The sequence below is a fragment of the Alteromonas lipotrueae genome, from assembly GCF_019249255.1.
Classification (GTDB): Bacteria; Pseudomonadota; Gammaproteobacteria; order Enterobacterales; family Alteromonadaceae; genus Alteromonas; species Alteromonas lipotrueae.
This window is the reverse complement of sequence record NZ_JAESDJ010000007.1, coordinates 55,860-79,308: the sequence shown is the minus strand read 5'-3', so window position 1 is coordinate 79,308 and position 23,449 is coordinate 55,860. Positions and strand designations below refer to the sequence as shown.

The following is a 23,449-nucleotide window of genomic DNA, read 5'->3' as shown; positions in this document are numbered from 1 at the left end:
TCAATAAAGGTTAACTTAAACGCTTGGCCATAGCTCATCTTGGTTTTGTATGGCGTGCAGGCCTTCTGCTCTACTTTCTAATAATTCCGCATACTCCAACGACGATGCATCAGCACTGTCTGACTCGCGTAAATTTGCCGCCTTCAACTGCCACGCCATTGCGAAATGTTTGATTGCATCGCGAGCAGTAGCCGCCGTAGACTCAGCAATGTAGTCAGTGGGTAAATCGCCACTCATCACCCAATACATTGCATTGTTAGTATCTTTTATCTTCCACACTGCCAAGTAAGGCACCAAATAGCGGCTTTCATTTGTTACGACTGATTCAAAAAGCACACCATTTGCGGCGAGGTGTTTGTTTGCTTTTTGAAATTGCTCACGCACCCATTCACTGCGCTGCTGGTCGGTCATTTCATTTTGTGGTGTATTGTCTGTCATATTATTCTCTAATCTATTTTATTTTTAGTTTTTACATAGTCGGTCAATATTAGCCAATAGCTATTGGGGTGATGAAACACAAGCCAATAAACCTTGTAAAGGATGCCTCGGCTTGAATTGCTCTATACGGGCTACCTGACTTCGACAAGAGTAGCCACTGGCAAGAATAGCATTTGGTGGGTAGCGTTTAACCGCTTGCTCCCAACTTAACCCATAAATGGCTAACGACTTTTCTTTTTGATCGGCTTCATGGCCATAAGTTCCCGCCATGCCGCAACAGCCTACCGCCACAATATCAACTGGCTGATTAACTTTAGCAAACAAACCTTGCCATTGCTTTTCAGATGCCGGCAACGCCGTTTTTTCTGTGCAGTGGCTTAGCAGAGCAAATGGCTGAGCTGAAGTCTCTGACACACCTGCCTTTTTGCTTGTCGCTTGCCATACATCACTGGGTACCGTTTCAAGCCATTCATGCACTGCCAACACATGAAAATCACCACGGGCTTTACCCAAGGTTTTGGTGTACTCATCACGATAAACCAGTACTAAAGAGGCATCTACACCTGCCATAGGAATGTTTAGCTGCGCCACTTCATTTAAAAAGCCTGCGGTATTTTTTGCAGTTTTCGCAAATTTAGCTAAAAAGCCTTTTACATGTTCTGGTTTGCCATTCGGTTTGAACGGTAACATTACCGGTGTAAAACCAAGGGCATTCACTAAGGCAACAAAATCTTCAACCACACTCGCATCGTAGTAGCTGGTGAAAGGGTCTTGCACTATCAACACCGTCTTTTGTTTTTCTTCAGCACTTAGCTTCGATAGCGCATCATGATTATAAGTAGCTACTTTCCCTTTTACTCTGTTCGCCAACGTAGGCTCAGATAGAATAGGCGTGTCTACATAACCAATGGTTTTCTCGATACCGTTTTGCATCCACTTTCGTTTCAAAAACAAATTAACCACTGGCGAGAACTTAGCCATAATTGGCGCCATGCGTTCAATGTTACCCACAAGGTGGTCTTTCATTGGGCGCATGTAGCGCTGATAATAAATAGATAAAAACTTCGACCTAAAATCAGGTACATCTACTTTCACCGGGCATTGGCTTGAACACGACTTACAGGCTAAGCAACCATTCATGGCGTCTAGCACTTCGTGAGAAAAATCGTCTTGTTTGTTTCGGCTATTACTAAAGCGCTGCCACCACGACGTATCGAATTGGTCGGCACTTAGTGTTTTGGTGTCTACCCCGTCTTTCGCGAGTAATCGTATCCACTCACGAATAAGGCCGGCACGGCCTTTCGGGCTGTGCCGTCTATCGCGAGTCACTTTACTTGATGGGCACATGGGCGACGTGGTGTCGTAGTTAAAGCACAAGCCATTTCCATTACATTCCATGGCAGGCGCAAAAGCTTCTTTAAACGTAGTAGGAATAGTTCTATCGAATGTCGCGCGTTTCGTATCGCTAACCTTTACCAAGCTTTCAGTACTATCTAAAGGCGTACACACCTTACCTGGGTTCATTTTATTAAGCGGATCGAATGCGCTTTTTATTTTACGCAATTCGGTAAATAACATGTCACCGAAAAAGGCAGGACCATACTCGCTGCGATAACCTTTACCGTGCTCGCCCCACATTAAGCCGCCATATTTAGCCACTAACGCGACTACTTCATCTGATATTTGATGCATCAATTTTTCTTGTTCAACATCGCATAAATCAAGGGCTGGGCGTACGTGCAACACACCTGCATCAACGTGCCCAAACATACCGTATTTTAAACCATGGCTGTCTAGCAGAGCCCTAAATTCCATGATGAAGTCAGCCAAGTTTTCAGGTGGTACTGCGGTATCTTCAGCAAACGCAATAGGCTTTTGCACCCCTTTGGTTTTACCCAACAGGCCAACTGACTTTTTACGCATGGCGTAAATTTTACCAATATCCGCTTTATCAAACGTAACCTGATATCCAATTACCCCACCCTCGCCGGTTTCAGCAGCGGCGGTAAGCCTGGCTTCTAGTTCGGCAATGCGGGTGCGAATTTCTTCTTCATCATTACTGTTGTACTCCACCATATTTAAGCCCAACATTTCCTTATTCGGAACGTCGGTAATTAAATTGGCAATGGAATGCCAGATAATATCGGTTTTAGCTAGGTTCAGTACTTTTGAGTCTACCGTTTCAACAGACGTGGCATTTGCTTTTACCATTTCGGGAGCATGACGAAGCGCCGATTCAAAGGTATCGTATTTAATATTAACTAAGGCTTTATGTTTCGCGATAGGCGTTAGGGAAAGCTTAGCTTCGGCCACCATGGCTAGCGAGCCTTCGGCGCCGGTTATCAGGCGGCTTACATCTATAAGCTGCTCGGTTTCGTTATAGGCGTGCTCTAAATCGTAACCGGTTAAAAAGCGGTTTAAACGCGGGAATTTTTCAATAATGGCATCGCGCTTATCTACGCAAGTAGCAAGTACTTGGCGCAGAATACCCGCATAGGCACTGTTATCTGCGTTTGTGTCGGCTATTTCTTTCGCTTCTTGCATACTAATTGGCGTGGTGTTTAATACATCACCGTTAGCCAGCACCGAAGTTAAGCCCAATACATGATCGCTGGTTTTACCGTAAACTAACGAGCCCTGCCCAGAGGCATCGGTACTAATCATCCCACCTACCGTAGCGCGGTTACTGGTAGAAAGATCCGGGGAAAAGAAAAATCCATGGGGGCGAAGGGCGTCATTCAGTGCATCTTTTACTACGCCTGACTGTACTTTAACCCATTGCTCTTCAACATTGATTTCCAGAATTTGATTCATGTAACGCGACATATCAACCACAATGCCGTCGGTTAAACTCTGGCCATTAGTGCCTGTGCCGCCGCCACGCGCAGAGAATTTCACTAGCGGGTGGTCGTTAACCAGCTTGCCTAATACTTGCAAATCGGCAACGCTTTTAGGAAATACCACAGCTTGAGGGAGTTTTTGATATACCGAATTATCGGTGGCCACAGCAAGACGGCTGGCATAGCTGTACTCAACATCGCCGGTAAAAGCGGTACTAGCAAGCTGTTCTAGATATGTCTGATAATGTGTTAAAAGACTCTGCTGGGGCACCACACGTGGCAAACTCATTGTGCTCAATTGCTGTAAAACCTCTGGAAATGCGATTGTGAGCTAGTATAACCACAGCGCTTGAGAGTCTCTAGCCAATTACACATATTTCATGTGGTTTTAATGACTAATTTTGCACTTTATATAACTGGATGCCTTTTTAATGCCGGCTTATTTTGCGAATGAGAATACCTTAGAAAATCACAGGTTAGCCATTCAGCTTTAATTATTGCACAATGCTCGCTCTTCTATTTTCAATTAAAGGAAAGCGCATATGTCTTTTACAGTAAACAGTTATTTTGATGACAAGGTTCGTTCAATTGCATTTGAGTCAGCAAATGGCCCCTGTACTTCAGGCGTAATGGCGCCAGGTGAGTACACCTTCAACACCAGTCAGCACGAAGTAATGAAAGTAATGGAAGGTGAAATGACCGTTAAACTTCCAGGTTCAAGCGACTGGCAGTCGTTCAAAACGGGAACAGAGTTTACTATTGATGCAAAGCTTTCTTTCGATGTAAAAATTGAAACACCTACTGCTTATCTTTGTTTTTATAGCTAGCTGAAGTTTATTGCTTAGGCTTACCTAACGCTGCACTTGTTAATAATGCAGGTGACAGCGTTGGGTGAATTTGATGCAGGTAAGTTAATTGTAGCTATATTTTTTGCTGCTTTATTTATTTGCTAATAGCGATTCCCTATCCCTTTTGGAACGCTTCAATCATACGCGAAGAATATATAACCGTTCTAGGCACTCTGCGTTAGACAAATATTTTTTAGCGTACCTTTCGCCATAAATGCCACTTGTCATTTGTTTTACCTAAGCGCTTTTATTTATAGAGCTTAATTTGTAGTACTTTTATGGTCTTCTAGCTAAATTAAACTTACTACACCATAATACAAAGTAAATGAGTCAAATACTCCTTCAGCCCCGAACATACCGTTTTTGTACCTTTAATTCGTGAGCAAAAAACACCATCCGGCTTTATTGTTTTGAGGGGTTAGCAGGTAATCTGGAAATATAGATAAAATCAAAAAACCCATAATAGTGTGTTTAAACAGACCGATTTGGGGTCTAGTAAACTGTTAAATTCAAGGAAGCATCGTGCAAGAATCGCGGAAACTGGCGGACTATTTGATAGAAAGGCCTAAACCGAAAGGAATAGATGTCCTTTGTGGTTTGAAGCATTTCGCAATCATTACTTACGCAGTACCTTCTGATAGATTTCAAGGTATATTTCCCGAGCGCTTTAAATTAGACACAGTTGAAATCAACGGCCAAGAAATGGGGCTTATATCTGTAGTTCCATTCATTGATGTTGACTTTACTTCTGCAGTCTTCCCGTTTCCGAAATTTACAATGGGCCAAACAAACTATCGAATATACATTATCGATACTGAAACTGGGGAGCGTTGTGTGTGGTTCCTTGGTACTACTTTAGATTCTTGGACGCTAGCGGTGCCAAGATACCTTTGGAATCTTCCGTGGCACGCTGGAAAAGTTAGCTTTGACTGCACTCTTAATGAAGTAAATGGCTTGTACAAAAAGTATCACATGGAAACTGAATCCCACTGGGCTGAAGCTTCAGTTGATTTGGTTCAATCTGAATCTGATTTGTTAAATTTCCCGGGTTTTCCCGATGTTGAGTCTGCCTTGGTCTATCTAACTCATCCGCTAGCAGGATTTTATTATCGAAGAGATAAAAAGTTAGGTACATATCGTGTGTGGCACAAAGAGCTTGAGGTTAAGCCCGCCAAGATAAAATCAGCTAATTTCAAACTTTTGTCTGACCTTGATATTGTTAAGGAAGAAGAGCAAAGCAATCCCTATAGTGTGTTAGTCGAGCCAATAAATGAATTTACCATATACTTACCTCCTACTATTATTGGGTAAAAATTTATCAAAGCGCTCATGCAAGGACGCAGCAGAGCTGCGCCGCTTAGCTTGGCGTTAGATATAAGAATGAACAAACATATTGATTTATATATCGAAGGTACTGAATGCGATACTCAACCAGTTGAAGTTGAGAGCATTGTTCATAAGCTGCAAAGCCTAGATGAGGCCTTGTCTAAAGTTGGTGCTCGCCTCGATGGTAACCTTGAGCATGTTGCAGTTTGGACAATCCCAGTAAAAAGAGGGTTTCAAAAAATTGAAGTAACTATCGCCAAAGCTTGTGAGTTGCTTAAAAGAGCCTACGTGGTGGTATGGCAATGTTTATGATGCTCAAGACAACCCGTTAAACTGGTGGCAAAATTATGAAAACATCTAACAAGCGCATTCTGCCTCGCGTCGCGCGGCTGCAGCTGCAGCTGCAGGCATTATATACCATCGGGAAAACCTAACTTATGGTTTACTTATTAGCTGGAATTATTTGTGTTCATTTGGCTTGGGCATTTTTTAATACTCTAGCTGTCAACAGCACATTGTTCATCAATAATTACTCTCGAGTAATTACATTACTTGTTAATTGGTTTATTCCAGTAGGTGGCCCTGCTATTACTTTGCTTGTCCTTCGCTCAATAAACCCTAAAGTAAATAGCGGTAATCCTGTTGCGGACGGTTCTGGTAGTAGCAACTTATATTCGGGTAATGAGGGTTCAGATTCTGGTGGTGGCTGTAGTGATTAATTTAGCTAAGCTATATCGATGATATCCGCATGGGGTCTATATCTAATATTCGGAGCTGCAATAAGTAGCTGTGTTTATGCATATTTTAGTGAAAATGATATTATTAATTAGATGGTAATCAATAGGTAAGAACTTAACAAAAATTTTTAAGCGGCACCAGCCAAGAGCGGGCAGTGCCGCTTAAAATGGCGTTATAGGTAAATAGTTTTGAGTTTAATGGTATGGAGCATGTTCACATTCACAAATTATACTTGTCCAAACTGTGGAATATCGTTATTTGTGGAATAGCTACCAAGACTCATGTAGTCAAATTAAGGAAATATTTAGCACCGTGAATTTAATATTGTTTTATTTTGACAAAACAATAATAAACAAAGATACCGGCGCCGAGTATATGAAGTTCATGGTGCAACGCAATCCTATTCGATTTGTATTATGCTTCTTCGCGCTACCTTTCACCCTGCCCTTTTTGATACTGAATAAAACAAAGTTTATTGGTTTCTCTGTGCTTCTGTGGCTAGTTACGTGTGGCATGTCTCCTAAAAAGGTAGCTAAATTACGCAAGCGCTTTATTAACAGGTATTTGGAAAATAACGCTACCGTCCTATATAAAAACGCGATTGAAAAGTTAATTTCACATACCCAAAATAATGACACAGTAGTAATTGTCAGTGGTGCATCAGAGTGGATGGTTAAGCGTATTATTGCAAAGCTCTGTATTCCAAAGCTGGAGGTCGCTTGCTCTGAAGAAAGTCGGCTCGCTGGAGGTATGGTCAGCAAGTTTCATTGTTATTCAACTAATAAAGTTGAACGCATCAAAATGCGCTATAACCTTGAAGAATACGAAACAATTATAGGTTACTCCGATAGTTCAATTGATATCCCCCTTTTACGCCTTTGCAATCAACAATTCATAGTTAATCCAAGGCCGTACTGCAGTACGAAGCTGACTAAATCTTTTGAAAAATCGATGAAAATAGTGAAATGGGTATAGCGACGCAAACAGCGAAGTAAAGTCCGAAGAAAAGGTTCGTAAAGAGGGTTCGTAGAGAGGGACCGAGTACTTTAAAAACTTATAATGTACTCGGCGCCATTATTTAAGGAACAATATTCTGATTGACCCTAAATAGATTATTGGGGTCGATATGCTGCTTAATTCTCTTTAACCTTTCAAAATTAGCTCCGTAAACATGTGCAATACTGTCTTCATCACCTTCAGGAATAAAGTTTACGTAAACACTCCCCATAGCGTGTGGCGTTAAATTGCTATGCAGTTGACGAGCCCAATTTCGACATAGTTCGTCATCTGAGGCTTTTTGCCAACGGGTATGAATATTTACAGTAAAGTGGGTTTGTCGATTGATCCAAGGAGTACCTTCTGGCGCAACGTTCGCCATAGCGCCTCCAAGGTGAGCAATAAAGATTTCACATTCATCGCTAGGTAATGTCTCAACAGCCTTTTCTATTTCTGTTACAACATCATTATCAACGTCCTGCAAATCAAGGCTTTTCCAATAGTTTCTCGCGCCTTCGGTAAGCAAGGGGTCGAAGGCGGCTTGCCAAGATGTAAAAGGCATGGGGCCCACCGCTTCTGCAATGGGGTGGCCTATTTTTCTTAAACCTGCTGTGGCGTTCTGCCCATCGTTTATATCCCCTACATAACACATGGCCATTATTAGTACCTCTTTACCGTGCCATTCTTCTGGGATAAAAGGTAGTGGCGGCGCTTTACGCATTACTACCCAGCAGGTTAATTCTTCTGGTGCTGTATTTATAAAAGTTTGATACTGCGTAAGTACGTTTTTAGCATCAGAGAAAGGATGAATCACCATACCGGCCAATACCTCTGGCCCAGCTTGATGTAGGGTAAACTCAAACTCTGTCACCACGCCAAAATTACCACCGCCGCCCCGGACGGCCCAAAATACATCAACATTTTCTTGCGCATTTGCTTTTATAATGTCGCCTGCTGCTGTCACCATAGAAACACCAATCAGACTATCAATGGTTAAGCCAAATTTACGCGTAGTCCACCCAAATCCTCCACCTAGCGTTAACCCCGCAATTCCAGTTGTTGAGTTTATGCCCGTAGGCACCACCAAACCATGTTGCTGAGTTACATGGTCGATATCTGCCAAGGTAGCGCCAGGGGCGACTTTAACGGTATTTTCACCAAGGTTCATGGTCACTGCTTGCATACTACTAAAATCGATGACTAACCCGTCATCTACTAGGGCTTTACCAGCGATATTATGTCCGCCAGACTTGACTGCCAATAGAATATTATGAGCGCGGGCAAAATTTACTGCGTTAACTACGTCTTTTTGATTGCTAACCCGCACAATTAAACCGGGTAGTTTATCAATCATGCCATTCCATATCGTCCGTGCTTCATCAAAGTTCTCTGCATCGGGCATAATAAGTACCCCTGTAAGCGCATCTATCACTTTGCTCTTTTCTACTTCAATAGTGTTGCCGTCCAACTTTTTAAAACTAAGCAAATTCATTGTTTATTCCTATTAGTTGTCGTAATAATTCCTTGAATAATAACTTTGCGGTTTTTGCATCTTACCTATTAGCACTTGTTAACTTTGCGCTGTAAAAGCGCAATGACTTATTTAACTAAACGAAAAACCTGCCTAATCATGTTCCCCTGAACAAAAAAGGTAATAGCCGATTCACCTTATTTTATATCCAATCGTCCAAAAAATAGGCTAACCTAGCCCTAGTGTCTTCCCATTCTTGTCAGTAAACCACTATTTTCAGCAGTATGTGCCCACCAAGGAAGCGATAAATGGATGTATTAACAGATGTGCTAAACAGTCTACACATTCAAGGTGCACTTTATTTTGAAGTGGAAGCAGGACAGCCATGGGTATTGGTTAACCCTCCCATGAACTCGATAGGATCGTACATGTTGCCAGATGTTGAACATGTTATACCCTTTCACATAATGCTTAGTGGAGAAGGCTGGGCTAAATCAGTTAGTGATTCTTCTCCACCAGTAAAACTTGAAACTGGTGACGTAGTGATGTTTCCAATGGGCACTAGCCATTCCTTAACCTCAAACATTGATAGTTGGGAAGGCCAGCCAGTTGACACTAGTTTTTATCAACAAACTGCCGCCAAAAAACAGCCATTTACTGCGGTTAAATTAGGTGAGGATGGCACGCGGTCATATTTGGTATGTGGGTATATAGGCTTTAATGCTAAACCATTAAATACAGTATTGAATACTTTGCCTAATATGTTGGTGGTTAAAGATCACATCAACACCGACGGGTTAATGAAACAACTGCTACTTTCTACTTTACAAGAGATGCGAAAATCGAATGAACGAGCGAAAAGCATTGTTACAAAGTTAACTGAATTAATATTTACTTTAGCACTAAGGCAACATATGGAGAGTCATTCAGACCTTGATAAACAAAGCTGGTTATCGGCGATACAAGATCCATGTATTGGAAAAGCACTGGTATTAATTCATCAAGCGCCATTTAATAAGTGGACACTCGCCGCACTGGCAAACAAATGCGCTATGTCTCGCTCGTCCCTGGCAAAACGTTTTAATCTTTACGTTGGGCAGGCACCAATGCAATACATCAATAGTTGGAGAATGCATTTAGCTTCACGGCTTCTTACCGATGGAATGAGTATATTACAAGTAACTGAACACGTGGGCTACAGTTCTGAATCTGCCTTTCAAAAATCTTTCAAACGCTACGTTGGGTGCACTGCTGGGGAATGGCGAACTAAATATAACAAAGCAAGTTAAACAACACGAAGTTAAATAAGAGTCAAAGTACCTTAATAATGTACCCTGCCCCTGAGGGATCCCCACGAATTTAATTTCATGTACCTCCACCCCAGGCTTTGTCTACTAAGGAGCTGTACCACTTGAGCAAACTCTTAACACAATCAATAACTGCTTTTTGCCGAGTATTGTGTATCTTAAAGCTGACAAGCGATACGACTTTGTTCACAATAGTCAGGGCATTCATGGTTATTAGGTCTCAGTGATGTTTGGCGATTGTTCTGATCACCAAACGAATTGAATGTTCCCTTCTTTTTTATCTCACTGATTTCGTTATATTATTCGTGGTGATCCCTCCGACTCTGCCCCCATTCACTTGAAAAAAGCACAATCACAGATAACTAATGCTGACATAATGGGATCGATAAACGCCATGAACAAAGCAATGGAATCACCCTAAAGCTGTTTCCCAAATACTTATAAAACTATTCTTTCGCCAGTTTCAGTAAGCCGATAAAAGTTACCCTTTTCAATCAGTAAAGCCTCAGAATGTTTTGTTGGAAAGCTTCCTCGATAATCATTGGGGTGCTTCACGTCTATAGCAAACACGCGGCCATTAAATTGCTTATTTACCTTAAACTGCAAGGTATGGCCCACCGTTATTGAGCGAGCATCAAATTTATCTAATGTTTGCTGTATAGATGTATTGCTGGCGTCACCTTTGAAATACCCTCGATACCACGCCAGTCCAGTCTCGGTTGAAATTAACGATTCAGTTGCCTTGTCAGCCACGCCTGGGAAATACATTTGTCGGTAATAAGCTTTAGACCTGTTGTTTATCTGTTGCAAACTTAAATCAAGGTTCGCGATATCTTCATGAATACCGCCATGTACAAACAAATGGCCATTAATTTTTTCAATGGTATTTTTACTGGCAAGCCAGCGCCCTATGTACGAATTGTGGCTGAATAAATCGGCTTGGCTTTTGCCAATTAAGCCCGCAATGGGGATATACTTATTGGCCGCCGATTTAAAATTGCCTTGAAGGTTTTTAAGCTCGTGATTGCCAATAATATAGTGCACCACCCCTCCCGCTTTTTGGGCTTCTTGTTCTAGCTTATAAATGAACCAAAGCAATTGGGTAGTAGAAAATCCTCTGTCTACCATGTCGCCCACTAGCACTAAATGGCCTTCACCAAATTGCCATTCAAGGTTTTCATTTATAACGTTATGGGTAATAAGGAAATCACGAAAGGTTTTATAATTCCCTTCTAAGTCGGACATTGCCAAAATAGGCGCAGTGCTTTCATACACCGACGGCGTTTTGGTATTCAATGTGTTCAATGGCTTTAAATTGAAGGTAAACGTGGCATCTTCTAAAGCAAAATATACCTCAAGGGGCACTGCTGTTTGGTCTGTTAAAGGCACGTAGCGTTTTTCAATGAAGAAGTTTTCTTCTCGGCTTCCGCGGATGTAATTAATTTCAACGCCAGTACCTTGAAGATTAGTACCTACAATATCAACACCTAAATTATCAGAGCTTGTAACATCAGAGCCTAACTGTGTTTCATCGTTAAAAAATATGAAGGGCCCTTCCCCGCCTACTTTATAAGCCAATGGAGCGTCTCCGATATCGATAGAGCCATGCTGGCTTATTAAGACACCCACACCAACAATAGCCAACACAAAAGAAACAAGTAGAAAATGCCCGACTGATTTCGCTATACGTTTCGCTGCGCGCTTAAGCATACTGATAGCCAACAGCAAACCGTTTAAGCAAAGCCAGAATGCGATAGGTTAATAGGCTAATCGCGTAGGCACTTACCAAGGCAACCGGCGTTATCCATAAGCCTGTAATAGTAGCGTCGCTATTTGCCAATATAGGGTTACTTAAAAAGCCAATAGCAACTGAATTTCCCTCAGCTTCTACCCAAAAGGCAATGCCGTTGGGCAGCAATAAGTTTGCAAATGCCAATACGATTAGTGCCAAACCCGTACCATAACCAAAAGCCAACATGCCCCAATACAAAGTTTTAGACAGGCCTTTAGTGACCGACGTTAAAGGCCGAAACCCTTTTGGTGGGGGTGTACCTTGTTGAATATGACTCACGTAATTTTCGGCCAGTACTCTTGGCGCACCAAGCCCAGCCAAGATGCTTTCAATATTGGCTTCTTTTCCTGCCATTTCCTGTTGATCGATAACATCATAAATATGAGATTCAATTTCTTGAATGACTTCTGCTGCATCTTCAGAACTTAACGAGGCCAAGTAACGACTAAAGCTTTTCAGGTAGTTGCTAATTTGTTCCCTTCCACTCATTTCATTATCCTTTTCTTTTTCCAGTTTCTGTCACACTGTCTGCACCGTTACCTTCGCCGATAGCTGTATCTGCTAGCAGCGATTCCATATCGACTACCGAACGCTTCCAGCGTGCGCGCAGAATATGTAACCGTTCAAGCCCACTTTCGGTAAGCGAGTAATATTTTCGTGGGCGTACTTCACCCTCTTGATGCCATTTTGCATTCAGTACCCCTTCGCGCTTCAACCTATCGAGTAATGGGTAAAGCGTGCCTTCACTAATCACCATGGTTTCAAAACTATGCAGGTAATTAAGTATCGCCAGCCCGTATTTTTCTTCGCCCGCGACCGCGGCAAGTATGGCCAACTCTAAGGTGCCTTTTCGAAGTTGCGCATCCCACTTCGCGCTTTGATTTGAAGCTTCTGTCATGACCTTCCAGCTAGGTTAAGCTTATTACTATGTAATACATAGTATAATTTATAGCATAGTGATTAAGAAAAATACACTTTTCTCTTTTAGCGGAGCGTTTTGGTGGTTTTGATCAATTAGCGAAGTACGCTAATCTACTTTGTTGTTTAGTTTGTATTTAATTTGGGGGAATTAGGGGGTAATCTGGATTTATTCACCAAAGGAAAATGTGCCCACATGGAATATCTCTATTTAGTAGCATTGCTTATATTTCTGTTTACTTTTTTTATGTTCCGCTCACCACGCCTAAATAATCCGGAGCATGTATTGCAAGACGTTGGTGATGAAGTGTTAATTCTTCATACTCCCTTGGCAAGACTGTGGCCGTCTCAGGGTAAGCGAATTAATAAACAAAGCGCAGCGCGTATTCAACATGCCGACAACATTATTACGGTATTTAATCATAGTTCAAATGCCATCGATATCACCCTATCACAAAGACATACTGCTCTTGTGTTTGACCGAGCTTGCCTGTTATTTCCAAATGCTGAGAGAGTCTCTATTTAGTGGTTATCAACTATATTTTGTCGTTCCCAACGTCAGTGACACAAACACTTGTAGAGATATAGAATAAAACTATTATAAAAATTGAAATCTACCCTGCCCCACCCATGCTAAGGAAATTAAGATGCTGTCAAATTTACGTTCTAGATTTGCACCGATCATGTACATGCAAATTTGGGAGCATCGATTAAAAGTCACTGATACCGCAAAGCGCACGTCCTTTGATGATTACCCCGTTGTAGTCATAAAGACGACCGACAAAGGTCAGAAACTAATATCGGGAATTGGTAAAGAAGCGAGTAAAAATCTTCAACAGGATGAAATTGCCGTAAACCCTTTCTCACACCCCAGAGTACTTTTTTCTGATTTCTATGTAGGCGAAAAGCTACTACAACACGCTTTTAAGCACTTAAGTACTAACCAAATATTACGGCCCAGACCTAAGGTCATTATCCATCCTATGGAAAAAACCGAAGGTGGTCTCACTATGATTGAAAAGCGAGCTTTTAAAGAGTTAGCTATTGGTGCAGGCGCAATAGCAGTAAAGATTCATTCTGGCTCCCCGTTAAATTTTGAAACAGTAAATTTTGATGAACTTGAAGATGACGATAAGCCTACAATTCAAAATATTTCACCGTCTTCAAGGTCGGCTAGCTATGGTATCTTTGCCATTTATCTTGCAATATTAATCTTAGCTGTTTGGTACTTAGGCAAGTAAAACAGTTTGAAAGGCCTTGAGTATTAAAATGTCTGAATATTTAGATACATCGAAAATTAGAAAGGAACGCTAGCCCATGAATTAGTGCATGTGCGGCAGATAGAAAATGCCAGCTTAGATAAAATAATAACGCAGCATTATTCTGATTTAGCAGCGTACGGTTACGATAATGCGCCGTTAGAAGTAGAAGCTTTTGAAGCGAATAAAAAATATAGCGCCGACTGGTAGTAATAGGGTTAGTGCAAGTTCGGTGTCATCGTCTACGTCATTTTGCTATTTAAAGAGGCATGTTGTCATTATTACCGTTATCAGCAAAACAAATGCAGTTACTACAAGGTGAGTTCGTTATTTACGGCATGCCAAACGGTAGAATTAATATTGCAGGCTTAAGAAGTCGGAAATACCCATTCTAGCCGCTGCCATCATGTCGAAAATTTCGCGAAAATGATAAGCTTTAAAAAAACACCTAATAGGTTTTCAATTTTTAGCTATAGCAGCAAAAAAAAGGCACAACTATTTATACATTATATTGGGATAAAGGCGGCGCGAATATGGCTACCCACGCCATTTTTGAAGAGCTTGGCGTTTCTTATGAGTTAATAGAAATAGACTTAGCTAAAAACATGCAAAAATCGCCTGAATATTTAGCCATTAACCCAAACGGTAAAGTGCCTACGTTGGTGCATGAAGGGCGAGTTATTTATGAATCTGCCGCAATATTACTGTATGTGATAGATCAGTACCCAGAATCTGGACTAGCGCCTGATATACACTCTCCTGCACGCGGCTTGTACTATCAATACTTATTTTGGATGTCTTCTACGCTGCAAGAGGCCGCCAACCGCTGGGCGCACCCTGAACAATACGTTAGCGGCGACAGCAATTTGCAGCAAGTAAAAGATAACGCGAATGATATGCTCACCCATTGCTGGGGCGTACTTGAAAAAGTGCTCACCAATAATGGACCATGGCTAGTAGGTGAGCAACTTACTGCTGCCGACTTCCACTTGTTCATGGTTGCCTACTGGAGCCGTCGGTATGCCAGTAAAGCTCAAGACTGGCCGCATTTAAATGCGCACTATCAAACCATGCTAAGCCGTAACGCGGTGAAAAACATGATGGCACAAGAAGGATTGGATTAGGGCTCTTAATAAAGATATATTCATAGCGCTTAAGGAATAACTGCCCAACCTCAAGTGTTAGAGGTTAGTAGTCTGACGTTAGTACATTCAGTCCTATTGTTTGCTAGAGGAGCTCATCATGAAAGTCTCTGTTGAAATAGTAAATGCATTTATTGACGGTGACTCTGGTGGAAACCCCGCCGGTGTAGTTTTAGATGCGAACCCCTTAACGGCACAGCAGAAGCTTATAGTGGCGCAAAAAGTGGGGCTTTCTGAAACCGCCTTTGTTTCAAACTCAGAAGTTGCCACTATAAAGCTGGAGTTTTTCACCCCCGTACAGCAAATAGCGCATTGCGGTCATGCCACCATAGCGACGTTTAGCAGAATGAGTGAGCTTGGCCTAGTACAAAATGGTCGGATGTCGAAAGAGACGGTAGATGGAACCAGAGAAATAATCATTGATGGTTCAATGGCATTTATGGAGCAATCACGGCCAATCTACACGGATGTGTTAAACACCGAAGAAGTGCGCGCTGCGCTTAATCTTTCAAGCGACGTACCGCTTCATTCAATATCAATTGTGAATACGGGGAATGCCTTTTTACTTGTTCCCCTTCACAATGCAGCTTCGGTAGCTGGAGTACAACCGAATCAAAATCTCATCAAAAAAATGAGCGAACAATATGACCTAATAGGTTTCTATGTTTTTTCAAGTGAAGCCACTGTGCGCGGGCGTCATGCTGGCGCTAGAATGTTTGCCCCACGCTATGGAATTGACGAAGAATCTGCTACTGGTATGGCTGCTGGCCCTTTAGCTTGCTATCTCTATGATCGAGAGGGTATAGACAAAACTACTCTGTTCATTGAACAAGGCCATTTAATGAATCCCCCATCAGGCAGCCTGATAACCGTTGATTTACAGTTGGTTGATGGCTGCATTACTCGTTTAATGGCTGGCGGCGTTGGCCGCTCACTTCAACAGATTGAAATGGAAATTTAGCATGTGCCTGACACTTCTCAAAAGGCGCTGTGCATACATTACGCGAACCAACACTTATGTTGTCAGCTCTTTTCTTTCAAGGTGTCTTCCATTAGATTTTTAGCTGCTATACAGCTCGCTAATGTACTTATAACGAAAGTCATCTCCCTCGCATTCTCTATACCTGCAACCAAGTACCAAACACAAAACATAATGGCGCTTAAAACAAAATGCGTTACAACAAATTTTAAATATAGCGTTCTCATAGAAATTCTAAATAAGGGCCAAAGGGCTGGGGACCTAGGGAATTAGTGTCGACATCATTTTGAGCTATTGGATTTGTTGTTTGTACTGAACTGAATGATAGTTATGCAAAGTTACAAGTGCTATTGGAATGTCTAAAACCCGCTATGAAAGTACTGAAATTATATTTTCAAACTAATGCCGCAATCTCGTTTAAGTTTGGTACTGTATTGCCCATCTCCTGAATTTAGTGCTTTCATCGATTAACTCCCATGCTTTCATTTATCACCAGTACCTTAGTGCCCGTTTTAATCCTTCTTTTAATGGGTTGGGTATTTTTTCGCATCCGTTGGTTAAACGAAGCCTTTATCGAGTCGGGTTCAAAACTCGTATTTAATGTTGCCTTACCAGCGCTGCTTTTTTTATCTATTAGTCAGTCGAATTTTTCTAATGCTGCTAATTTTACCCTTATCACTATTGGAATAAGTGGTTCGGTATTAATGTGCGCGGTATTAATGCTATTGGTGCATTGCACCGTGAACCCACAAAATGCACGCGGAGTGGTAGTGCAAGGCGGTTTTAGGGCCAATATGGGCATTATTGGCTTAGCATATTGCGCGAATACTTACGGACAAGAAGGTTTAGCAGCCGCATCCGTTTATATGGGCTGCATTACTATTTTGTACAATGTTATGTCAGTATTTGTACTTAACTTCTATCAGGTGGGTTTTACGGCGCCAATGAATCAAATTAAAGGTATTGCTCGAAATCCGCTTATTATTTCGATTGTTGCAGCTTTACCGTTTTCTTATTTTCAATGGTCGTTGCCCGAGGTTGCCTTAAAAACCGGGGAATACTTTGCCCAGCTTACCCTTCCCTTAGCACTTATTTGTACCGGCGCATCGCTGCAGTTCCGCTCATTTTCTAGCGACTGGTACAACATCGCATTAGCCACAGTTAGTAAGTGCATTGTTTACCCCGCCTTACTGGTAGGTATTGCCTATTTTTTTGGTTTCAGAGGCATGGAGCTAGGCATAGTATTATTGCTGTCTATCGCGCCGACAGCCGCAGCCAGTTATGTGATGGTAAGGAACTTAGGTGGCGATCACCGCTTGGCTGCAAGTATTATTGCCCTAAGCACATTGGTGTCGTTACCTGTTACCGCCATCGGTTTTGGGGCTTTGGCCATGCTAGGCCTCGTTTAAAAACTAACTGAGCTTTAAAAACTCCGCTATACACCTGTTTACACTTTTGTGGTTGGCAACTATTCGATTTTGAACCACAATGAGTTTAGTTATCTTTCATTACCTGAGTTCGATTGCTTTAATTCGAACGTTAGGGCTAAGCGATTAGATTCGATGGCTTGCCGTTAATAGCTAAAATTCAGTAACTAGCATTTAATTGCGTGGAAAAATTATCATGAAAATTGTTCGGTTAACCCTTGGTGGCATTCTATTTATCGGCGGGATTGTGTTAACCCTTTTGCCAGGGTCGATTCTGTTGGTGATAGGTGGTTTAGTATTACTAAGCTACGATTGGCCTCGTGCACGAGGATGGCTAAAAATAAGCCAGAACATGATGACGTCAAGCGCTAGAAAAATAGACCGCGTATTGTTAATGCGTAAATTTCGCTAACTCATTACTACGTAATTTACACGTTTATCCCCCTGTCATCGCACATCGTAAACCATTAATCTGAAGTTTCAGTATAACCTCCATCGTCATGTTATTTTATACGCTAAATTCGTAACGCGTATAAAAACCAACGACGCGTTATATAACACCTTATAAAATCAAAAAACCTTTCATTTATTCAAACAGGCAACGTGAGATATTCGACTGACCATCGACACTTACGACAATGGAGACAAGACCATGATTACGTTTACCGTTAACGGTGAAACACGTGAATTTGCGGGCGATCCTACCACTCCCGTACTGTGGTACTTACGTGACGAATTACATCTAACTGGCCCTAAATTTGGCTGCGGCATGGCACAATGTGGTGCTTGCACAGTACACATTAATGGCGTAGCACAGCGCTCTTGCGTACTGCCTGTTTCTGCTGTTTCAGGCAGCAAAATAACGACCATTGAAGGGTTAAGTAAAGACGGTGAACATCCCGTTCAACAAGCATGGGTTGAACATAAGGTACCTCAATGCGGTTACTGTCAGTGCGGCCAAATGATGCAAGCGGCCAGTTTATTAGCGAGTAACCCTACCCCAAGCGATGAAGAAATTGTGCAAGGTATGTCTGGCAATATCTGCCGCTGCGGTACTTATCCCCGTATTCACAAAGCCATAAAGTCAGCGGCCAAAACCATGGCCGGTGTGGAGTATTATGTGCCTGAGTCTGCGGGAGAAGAAGCATGAGCAAGTATTTTGATTTAACTCGTCGCAGCTTTTTAAAGTCATCGGCTACCGCTGGCGCACTCGTGTTAGGCACTTACTTCATGGGAGCGGCGCCCCGCGCTATGGCAGGCGTACTAGCAAAACCCTCTGAGTCAGCCAAAATGGCTAACTTGTTTGTAGCACTTCGCCCTGATGGCGTTGTTGAGATTACATGTCACCGCTCTGAAATGGGCCAACAAATTCGTACCGCATTGGCGCAAATTGTGGCCGATGAGATGGAAGCCTCGTGGGACAAAGTCGTGGTTATCCAAGGTAAAGGTGATCCGAAATACGGCGATCAAAATACCGATGGTTCACGCAGTATTCGTTATAACATGCAGCGTCTTCGTGAAATGGGCGCAAGCGTGCGCCACCTTATGCAGCAAGCCGCGGCCACACGTTGGGATGTGCCTTTCGACTCATGCAGTGCAGTGCAACATGTGGTCACCCATACCTCGGGTAAAACTCTTACCTATGCAGAACTGGTAAACGATGCATTAAAAATTACTCCGCCAGAATTAGATCGCATTACATTAAAAGCGCGCAGCGAGTGGCGTTACATTAATACCGCCATGGCGCATATCGACCTAAAAGACATTGTAACTGGCAAAGCGACTTTTGCGGCTGACGTACTTGAGCCAAAAGCCTTAGTTGCCGTGGTAGTTCGCCCACCTGTTGTTGGCGGAAAAGTAAAAAGCTTTGATGCAAAAGCAGTTAAAGCCATTGATGGCGTTGTAGATGTTATGGAAATTCCGGCGGCGAAAGGCGCACCACAGTTTCAACCTAAAGGCGGCATCGCCATTATTGCTAACAATACCTGGGCTGCCATAAAAGGACGTCGTGCTCTTACAGTAAGCTGGAATGACGGTAAAAATGGTGATTATAATTCTGCGGCCTTTAAAGCAAGCTTGCTAGAAACAGTATCGAAACCACAAAAGTCGGTACGCGCAGAAGGTGATGCAGCCAATGTGCTCGCCAGTGCAAGTGACAAACTGGTTGCCGATTATTATGTGCCGCACTTAGCGCAAGCGCCAATGGAGCCACCTTGCGCCACGGCAATGTATTATAAAGACCGCGTTGATGTGTGGGCTGCCACGCAGAACCCTCAAGCCGATATGGAAACCGTAGGTGCCATGATTGGTATGCCAAAAGAGAAAATTAACGTGCACGTCACCATGCTAGGCGGTGGTTTTGGGCGTAAGTCTAAGCCCGACTTTTCTGCTGAAGCGGCCTACCTTTCAATGAAAACAGGTAAGCCTATTCGCGTGCAGTGGACACGTGAAGACGACATTCAGCATGGTTTCTACCATGCAGTGTCAGCTCAGCACATTGAAGCTTCTTTAGATGAAAATGGCGGTATTAATGCTTACTTGCACCGTACGGCTTTTTCACCTATTGCGTCTACCTTCCAACAAGATGCTACCGCGCCGTTTAGCTTTGAACTTGGCCTAGGCTTTACTGATAACCCAATCAATACCCCTAATATTAAACTTGAAAGTGGTGAAGCACCTGCAAAAGCGCGTATAGGGTGGATGCGTTCGGTGTCTAATATCTTTCATGCATTCGCTATTCAGTCCTTCATTGGTGAAGCGGCACACAAAGCGGGTCGCGATCAAAAAGACTACCTACTTGAAACCATTGGCCCCGATCGTATTATCGATGTAACTGAACAAAATGCAGAGTACGGTAACTACGGTGCCGACAAAGATGCCTATCCACTCGATATTGGTCGCCTACGCAAAGCCATCGAGAAAGTGGCAGATATGAGTGGCTGGGGTCGAGCACTGCCAAAAGGCCGAGGGCTTGGTATTGCAGCCCATAGAAGCTTCTTAACCTATGTAGCTACTGTGGTGGAAGTAGAAGTGTCAGATGCAGGCGATCTCAAAATTATCAAATCGTGGGCCAGCATTGATGCGGGTACTGTGGTAAACACCGACACCGTGAAAAATCAGGTACAAGGTGGCTCTGTCTTTGGTATTACTGCCGCCATTAGTGAGGGTATTACCTTTGATAAAGGCCGTGCTCAACAAAGTAATTTTCATGACTACCGCGTACCGCGTATGAGTGATGCGCCGTTAGAAATTGACGTTGAGATTATACCCAGTGATGCACCACCAGCAGGCGTGGGTGAACCAGCCACACCGGTTTATGCCCCAGCCTTATGTAACGCTATTTTTGCGGCGTGTGGCAAGCGCATTAGGCAGTTACCTATTGGAAACCAGTTAAAAGCTTAAGGCTGCGTTACGCTGACAGTGTGATAAAAGTGCTTAGAAAAAGCCGCTTAGATTGAAAAATCTATGCGGCTTTTTAATGTTGAGGCTTTTATAAATAGCGCTTCTGCTAGATTGGCTTATTTGGCAGTTTACCCGGTATGTGTAAACTGCCTGTAAGCTAGTTAACGTCGCTATTTAAAATCTCTAGCTAGCCATGCTTTTCAGCAAGGTATAACCAAGTTTCAACAACGGTATCTGGGTTAAGCGATACTGAATCGATACCTTCTTCTACCAACCAAGCAGCGAAATCTTCGTGATCTGATGGGCCTTGACCACAAATCCCGACGTACTTTCCACGTTTCTTCGCCGCTTGAATAGCCATTGATAGCAAGGCTTTCACGGCGGGATCTCGTTCGTCAAACAAGTGAGCAATAACGCCACTGTCGCGGTCTAGCCCAAGGGTTAACTGAGTTAAATCGTTCGAACCAATCGAGAAGCCATCAAAAATATCTAAAAACTGATCGGCAAGTAATGCATTAGAGGGTAGTTCACACATCATAATAACGCGTAAACCGTCTTCGCCTTTCTTAAGCCCCTGCTCTTCTAGTAGTTCGATAACCTTACGGCCTTCTTCGAGAGTACGTACGAAGGGGATCATGATCTCAACATTGGTTAAGCCCATGTTGTTACGAACCCGTTTAATGGCTTCACACTCTAAGGCAAAACAGTCGCGGAAATCTTCCGAGATATAACGACTCGCACCACGGAAACCGAGCATTGGGTTTTCTTCATCTGGCTCGTACTGATAGCCGCCAACTAAGTTGTAGTATTCGTTAGACTTAAAGTCAGACATACGAACAATGACTTTTTCAGGCGAGAACGCAGCACCAATGGTAGAAATACCTTCAACCAATTTTTCAATGTAGAATTCAGTTGGTGAGTCGTAACCGGCAATCATATCGCCAATTTCTTCTTTAAGCTCAGCAGGCTGGCTATCGAAGTTAAGTAACGCTTTAGGATGCACACCAATCATACGGTTAATAATGAATTCTAAGCGAGCAAGGCCAACACCTGCATTAGGCAAACGCGCAAAATCAAAGGCGCGGTCTGGGTTACCCACGTTCATCATTACTTTTAGTGGTAAGTCAGGCATAGAGTCGATACGTGAGGTCACTACGTCAAACTCTAGCTCTGCACCATAGATATAACCTGTATCACCTTCTGCGCAAGATACGGTAATTTTATCGCCGTTCTCGATACTGTCAGTGGCGTTACCACACCCTACTACTGCAGGAATGCCTAGCTCACGAGCAATAATCGCTGCGTGACATGTACGACCGCCTCGGTTAGTGACAATGGCAGACGCCTTTTTCATGATAGGTTCCCAATCTGGGTCTGTCATGTCGGTAACCAGTACATCGCCAGCTTGAATCTTGTCCATCTCTTCAATAGAGCCAAGTACTTTCGCCACGCCTGCACCAATTTTATGCCCAATAGCGCGGCCTTCACACACGATATTACTTTGACCTTTAAGTTGGAAACGCTCAATACTTTGAGAATCTTCACGACTTCGAACCGTTTCAGGGCGCGCTTGAACAATATACAACTTACCATCTACGCCATCTTTGGCCCATTCGATATCCATCGGGCGATCGTAGTGCTTTTCAATAATTTGCGCCTGCTTCGCCAGCTCCATCACTTCTTCGTCGTTCAGTGAGAAAGCTTTACTTTCAGCGCTGTCGATATCAACGATAGACACTTGCTTGCCATGCGCCTCATCGTCTGAGTAAATCATTTTAACTAGCTTGCTGCCTAGGTTACGGCGAACAATGGCTGGAAGCCCTTTATCAAGGGTTGGTTTGTGTACGTAAAATTCATCTGGGTTTACCGCACCCTGCACAACCATTTCACCCAGGCCGTATGAACTCGTAATAAATACTACGTCTTCAAAGCCCGACTCTGTGTCGATAGTGAACATCACGCCCGACGATGAAATATCGCTTCGAACCATGCGCTGAATACCAGCAGACAATGCGACACCTTTATGGTCGTAACCTTGGTGAACACGATACGAAATAGCACGGTCGTTAAATAGCGAGGCGAATACGTGTTTAATGGCTACTAATACAGACTCGTAACCTTTCACGTTAAGGAAGGTTTCTTGCTGACCGGCAAACGACGCATCTGGCATGTCTTCTGCGGTAGCTGATGAACGAACTGCAAATGATGCTTCGTCGCCTGCATCACCCTGCAATTTTACAAACGCTTCTTTAATGGCGTCTTCTAGTGCAGGTTGAAACGGCGTCTCGATGATCCATTGACGAATATCTTTGCCGGCTTCGTTAAGCGCACTAATATCTTCAACATCGAGTTTATCGAGTACGTTATGAATTTTTGCTTCTAGACCACTTTGCTCTAGAAATTCATTAAAAGCCTCTGCAGTTGTGGCGAAACCTCCCGGTACTTGTACACCGGCGTTAGCTAGGTTAGAAATCATCTCGCCTAAAGATGCATTTTTGCCGCCAACGCGACCTACATCATGCATGCCCAGTTCTTGATACCAAAGTACGAATTCTTTCACTGCCGA

The 23,449-nt window shown here is 42.9% G+C and carries 23 protein-coding genes; 16 read left to right on the top strand and 7 right to left on the bottom strand.

Going from position 1 to position 23,449, the window contains the following annotated elements; all coding sequences use genetic code 11:
• Positions 1-15: 15 nt before the first annotated feature.
• On the bottom strand, positions 16-438 hold the full coding sequence (locus tag KYS23_RS11480) for a DUF4826 family protein (protein ID WP_159530777.1): 423 nt from the start codon (positions 436-438) through the stop codon (positions 16-18).
• A gap of 60 nt (positions 439-498) precedes the next feature.
• Positions 499-3,567, bottom strand: a complete 3,069-nt coding sequence (gene ydiJ / locus KYS23_RS11475; protein WP_218418779.1) for a D-2-hydroxyglutarate dehydrogenase YdiJ — start codon at positions 3,565-3,567, stop codon at positions 499-501.
• A 253-nt stretch (positions 3,568-3,820) separates the two neighbouring features.
• Here ydiJ and ppnP point away from each other — a divergent pair, with 253 nt between their 5' ends.
• The 5 genes from ppnP to KYS23_RS11450 all read left to right on the top strand — a co-directional run bounded on the left by ppnP (position 3,821) and on the right by KYS23_RS11450 (position 7,165).
• A complete protein-coding gene (ppnP, locus tag KYS23_RS11470) occupies positions 3,821-4,105 on the top strand; it encodes a pyrimidine/purine nucleoside phosphorylase (protein ID WP_159530781.1) in 285 nt (94 codons plus the stop codon).
• Positions 4,106-4,648: 543 nt separating this feature from the next.
• The gene (locus tag KYS23_RS11465) at positions 4,649-5,437 is read left to right on the top strand and encodes a DUF2071 domain-containing protein (RefSeq protein WP_159530783.1); all 789 of its coding nucleotides are present in this window, start codon (positions 4,649-4,651) and stop codon (positions 5,435-5,437) included.
• A 69-nt stretch (positions 5,438-5,506) separates the two neighbouring features.
• Positions 5,507-5,764, top strand: a complete 258-nt coding sequence (locus tag KYS23_RS11460) for a hypothetical protein (protein ID WP_218418777.1) — start codon at positions 5,507-5,509, stop codon at positions 5,762-5,764.
• A gap of 125 nt (positions 5,765-5,889) precedes the next feature.
• The gene (locus KYS23_RS11455) at positions 5,890-6,171 is read left to right on the top strand and encodes a hypothetical protein (protein ID WP_159530787.1); all 282 of its coding nucleotides are present in this window, start codon (positions 5,890-5,892) and stop codon (positions 6,169-6,171) included.
• 331 nt (positions 6,172-6,502) lie between these two features.
• A complete protein-coding gene (locus tag KYS23_RS11450) occupies positions 6,503-7,165 on the top strand; it encodes a haloacid dehalogenase-like hydrolase (protein WP_218418775.1) in 663 nt (220 codons plus the stop codon).
• A 103-nt stretch (positions 7,166-7,268) separates the two neighbouring features.
• Here the strand turns inward: KYS23_RS11450 and KYS23_RS11445 are convergent, their stop codons facing one another.
• A complete protein-coding gene (locus tag KYS23_RS11445; protein WP_218418773.1) occupies positions 7,269-8,678 on the bottom strand; it encodes an FAD-binding oxidoreductase in 1,410 nt (469 codons plus the stop codon).
• A 287-nt stretch (positions 8,679-8,965) separates the two neighbouring features.
• On the opposite strand from KYS23_RS11445, the gene KYS23_RS11440 reads away from it, so the two are divergent.
• A complete protein-coding gene (locus KYS23_RS11440; protein WP_218418772.1) occupies positions 8,966-9,946 on the top strand; it encodes an AraC family transcriptional regulator in 981 nt (326 codons plus the stop codon).
• A 456-nt stretch (positions 9,947-10,402) separates the two neighbouring features.
• Here the strand turns inward: KYS23_RS11440 and KYS23_RS11435 are convergent, their stop codons facing one another.
• The 3 genes from KYS23_RS11435 to KYS23_RS11425 are packed head-to-tail and all read right to left on the bottom strand — an operon-like array spanning position 10,403 to position 12,654.
• Positions 10,403-11,674 carry a metallophosphoesterase gene (locus KYS23_RS11435; RefSeq protein ID WP_201299256.1) on the bottom strand — a complete coding sequence of 424 codons (1,272 nt, stop codon included), beginning with the start codon at positions 11,672-11,674 and terminating at the stop codon, positions 10,403-10,405.
• Positions 11,667-12,245, bottom strand: coding sequence for an HAAS signaling domain-containing protein (locus tag KYS23_RS11430; protein ID WP_218418771.1), 579 nt, complete (start codon positions 12,243-12,245; stop codon positions 11,667-11,669). The genes KYS23_RS11435 and KYS23_RS11430 overlap by 8 nt, the downstream gene beginning before the upstream one ends.
• A 4-nt stretch (positions 12,246-12,249) precedes the next feature.
• The gene (locus KYS23_RS11425) at positions 12,250-12,654 is read right to left on the bottom strand and encodes a PadR family transcriptional regulator (RefSeq protein WP_218418769.1); all 405 of its coding nucleotides are present in this window, start codon (positions 12,652-12,654) and stop codon (positions 12,250-12,252) included.
• 216 nt (positions 12,655-12,870) lie between these two features.
• Between KYS23_RS11425 and KYS23_RS11420 the strand changes: the two genes are divergently transcribed.
• From KYS23_RS11420 to KYS23_RS11380, 10 genes are all read left to right on the top strand, one after another.
• Positions 12,871-13,200, top strand: coding sequence for a hypothetical protein (locus tag KYS23_RS11420; protein ID WP_218418768.1), 330 nt, complete (start codon positions 12,871-12,873; stop codon positions 13,198-13,200).
• Between the two features lie 121 nt (positions 13,201-13,321).
• Positions 13,322-13,915 carry a rod shape-determining protein gene (locus KYS23_RS11415; RefSeq protein ID WP_218418767.1) on the top strand — a complete coding sequence of 198 codons (594 nt, stop codon included), beginning with the start codon at positions 13,322-13,324 and terminating at the stop codon, positions 13,913-13,915.
• A 90-nt stretch (positions 13,916-14,005) separates the two neighbouring features.
• Positions 14,006-14,143 (top strand): hypothetical protein, encoded by a 138-nt coding sequence (locus KYS23_RS11410; RefSeq protein WP_158306767.1) that lies wholly within the window; start codon positions 14,006-14,008, stop codon positions 14,141-14,143.
• A gap of 59 nt (positions 14,144-14,202) precedes the next feature.
• On the top strand, positions 14,203-14,328 hold the full coding sequence (locus KYS23_RS20835) for a hypothetical protein (RefSeq protein WP_274608554.1): 126 nt from the start codon (positions 14,203-14,205) through the stop codon (positions 14,326-14,328).
• A gap of 138 nt (positions 14,329-14,466) precedes the next feature.
• A complete protein-coding gene (locus KYS23_RS20920) occupies positions 14,467-15,057 on the top strand; it encodes a glutathione S-transferase family protein (RefSeq protein WP_201299257.1) in 591 nt (196 codons plus the stop codon).
• Between the two features lie 118 nt (positions 15,058-15,175).
• Positions 15,176-16,036, top strand: a complete 861-nt coding sequence (locus KYS23_RS11400; protein ID WP_126872200.1) for a PhzF family phenazine biosynthesis protein — start codon at positions 15,176-15,178, stop codon at positions 16,034-16,036.
• Between the two features lie 494 nt (positions 16,037-16,530).
• The gene (locus KYS23_RS11395; protein WP_126872198.1) at positions 16,531-17,463 is read left to right on the top strand and encodes an AEC family transporter; all 933 of its coding nucleotides are present in this window, start codon (positions 16,531-16,533) and stop codon (positions 17,461-17,463) included.
• Between the two features lie 214 nt (positions 17,464-17,677).
• Positions 17,678-17,893, top strand: a complete 216-nt coding sequence (locus KYS23_RS11390) for a tellurium resistance protein TerC (RefSeq protein WP_126872197.1) — start codon at positions 17,678-17,680, stop codon at positions 17,891-17,893.
• Between the two features lie 240 nt (positions 17,894-18,133).
• Complete coding sequence (locus KYS23_RS11385; RefSeq protein ID WP_126872196.1) at positions 18,134-18,631, top strand: (2Fe-2S)-binding protein; 498 nt, start codon at positions 18,134-18,136, stop codon at positions 18,629-18,631.
• Positions 18,628-20,883 carry a xanthine dehydrogenase family protein molybdopterin-binding subunit gene (locus tag KYS23_RS11380; RefSeq protein WP_218418765.1) on the top strand — a complete coding sequence of 752 codons (2,256 nt, stop codon included), beginning with the start codon at positions 18,628-18,630 and terminating at the stop codon, positions 20,881-20,883. The genes KYS23_RS11385 and KYS23_RS11380 overlap by 4 nt, the downstream gene beginning before the upstream one ends.
• 187 nt (positions 20,884-21,070) lie before the next feature.
• On the opposite strand, the gene ppsA is transcribed toward KYS23_RS11380, so the two are convergent.
• The gene (gene ppsA / locus KYS23_RS11375; RefSeq protein ID WP_218418763.1) at positions 21,071-23,443 is read right to left on the bottom strand and encodes a phosphoenolpyruvate synthase; all 2,373 of its coding nucleotides are present in this window, start codon (positions 23,441-23,443) and stop codon (positions 21,071-21,073) included.
• Positions 23,444-23,449: the final 6 nt, after the last annotated feature.

Excerpts from the sequence above, each read along its gene's own strand:
- KYS23_RS11445 (WP_218418773.1), bottom strand. The coding sequence starts at position 8,678 with ATGAATTTGCTTAGTTTTAAAAAGTTGGACGGCAACACTATTGAAGTA.
- KYS23_RS11415 (WP_218418767.1), top strand. The coding sequence starts at position 13,322 with ATGCTGTCAAATTTACGTTCTAGATTTGCACCGATCATGTACATGCAA.
- ydiJ (WP_218418779.1), bottom strand. The coding sequence starts at position 3,567 with ATGAGTTTGCCACGTGTGGTGCCCCAGCAGAGTCTTTTAACACATTAT.
- KYS23_RS11395 (WP_126872198.1), top strand. The coding sequence starts at position 16,531 with ATGCTTTCATTTATCACCAGTACCTTAGTGCCCGTTTTAATCCTTCTT.
- KYS23_RS11390 (WP_126872197.1), top strand. The coding sequence starts at position 17,678 with ATGAAAATTGTTCGGTTAACCCTTGGTGGCATTCTATTTATCGGCGGG.
- KYS23_RS11400 (WP_126872200.1), top strand. The coding sequence starts at position 15,176 with ATGAAAGTCTCTGTTGAAATAGTAAATGCATTTATTGACGGTGACTCT.
- KYS23_RS11380 (WP_218418765.1), top strand. The coding sequence starts at position 18,628 with ATGAGCAAGTATTTTGATTTAACTCGTCGCAGCTTTTTAAAGTCATCG.
- ppnP (WP_159530781.1), top strand. The coding sequence starts at position 3,821 with ATGTCTTTTACAGTAAACAGTTATTTTGATGACAAGGTTCGTTCAATT.
- KYS23_RS11480 (WP_159530777.1), bottom strand. The coding sequence starts at position 438 with ATGACAGACAATACACCACAAAATGAAATGACCGACCAGCAGCGCAGT.
- KYS23_RS11425 (WP_218418769.1), bottom strand. The coding sequence starts at position 12,654 with ATGACAGAAGCTTCAAATCAAAGCGCGAAGTGGGATGCGCAACTTCGA.
- KYS23_RS11460 (WP_218418777.1), top strand. The coding sequence starts at position 5,507 with ATGAACAAACATATTGATTTATATATCGAAGGTACTGAATGCGATACT.
- KYS23_RS11455 (WP_159530787.1), top strand. The coding sequence starts at position 5,890 with ATGGTTTACTTATTAGCTGGAATTATTTGTGTTCATTTGGCTTGGGCA.
- KYS23_RS20835 (WP_274608554.1), top strand. The coding sequence starts at position 14,203 with ATGTTGTCATTATTACCGTTATCAGCAAAACAAATGCAGTTACTACAA.
- KYS23_RS11440 (WP_218418772.1), top strand. The coding sequence starts at position 8,966 with ATGGATGTATTAACAGATGTGCTAAACAGTCTACACATTCAAGGTGCA.
- KYS23_RS11430 (WP_218418771.1), bottom strand. The coding sequence starts at position 12,245 with ATGAGTGGAAGGGAACAAATTAGCAACTACCTGAAAAGCTTTAGTCGT.
- KYS23_RS11385 (WP_126872196.1), top strand. The coding sequence starts at position 18,134 with ATGATTACGTTTACCGTTAACGGTGAAACACGTGAATTTGCGGGCGAT.
- KYS23_RS11420 (WP_218418768.1), top strand. The coding sequence starts at position 12,871 with ATGGAATATCTCTATTTAGTAGCATTGCTTATATTTCTGTTTACTTTT.
- KYS23_RS20920 (WP_201299257.1), top strand. The coding sequence starts at position 14,467 with ATGGCTACCCACGCCATTTTTGAAGAGCTTGGCGTTTCTTATGAGTTA.
- KYS23_RS11435 (WP_201299256.1), bottom strand. The coding sequence starts at position 11,674 with ATGCTTAAGCGCGCAGCGAAACGTATAGCGAAATCAGTCGGGCATTTT.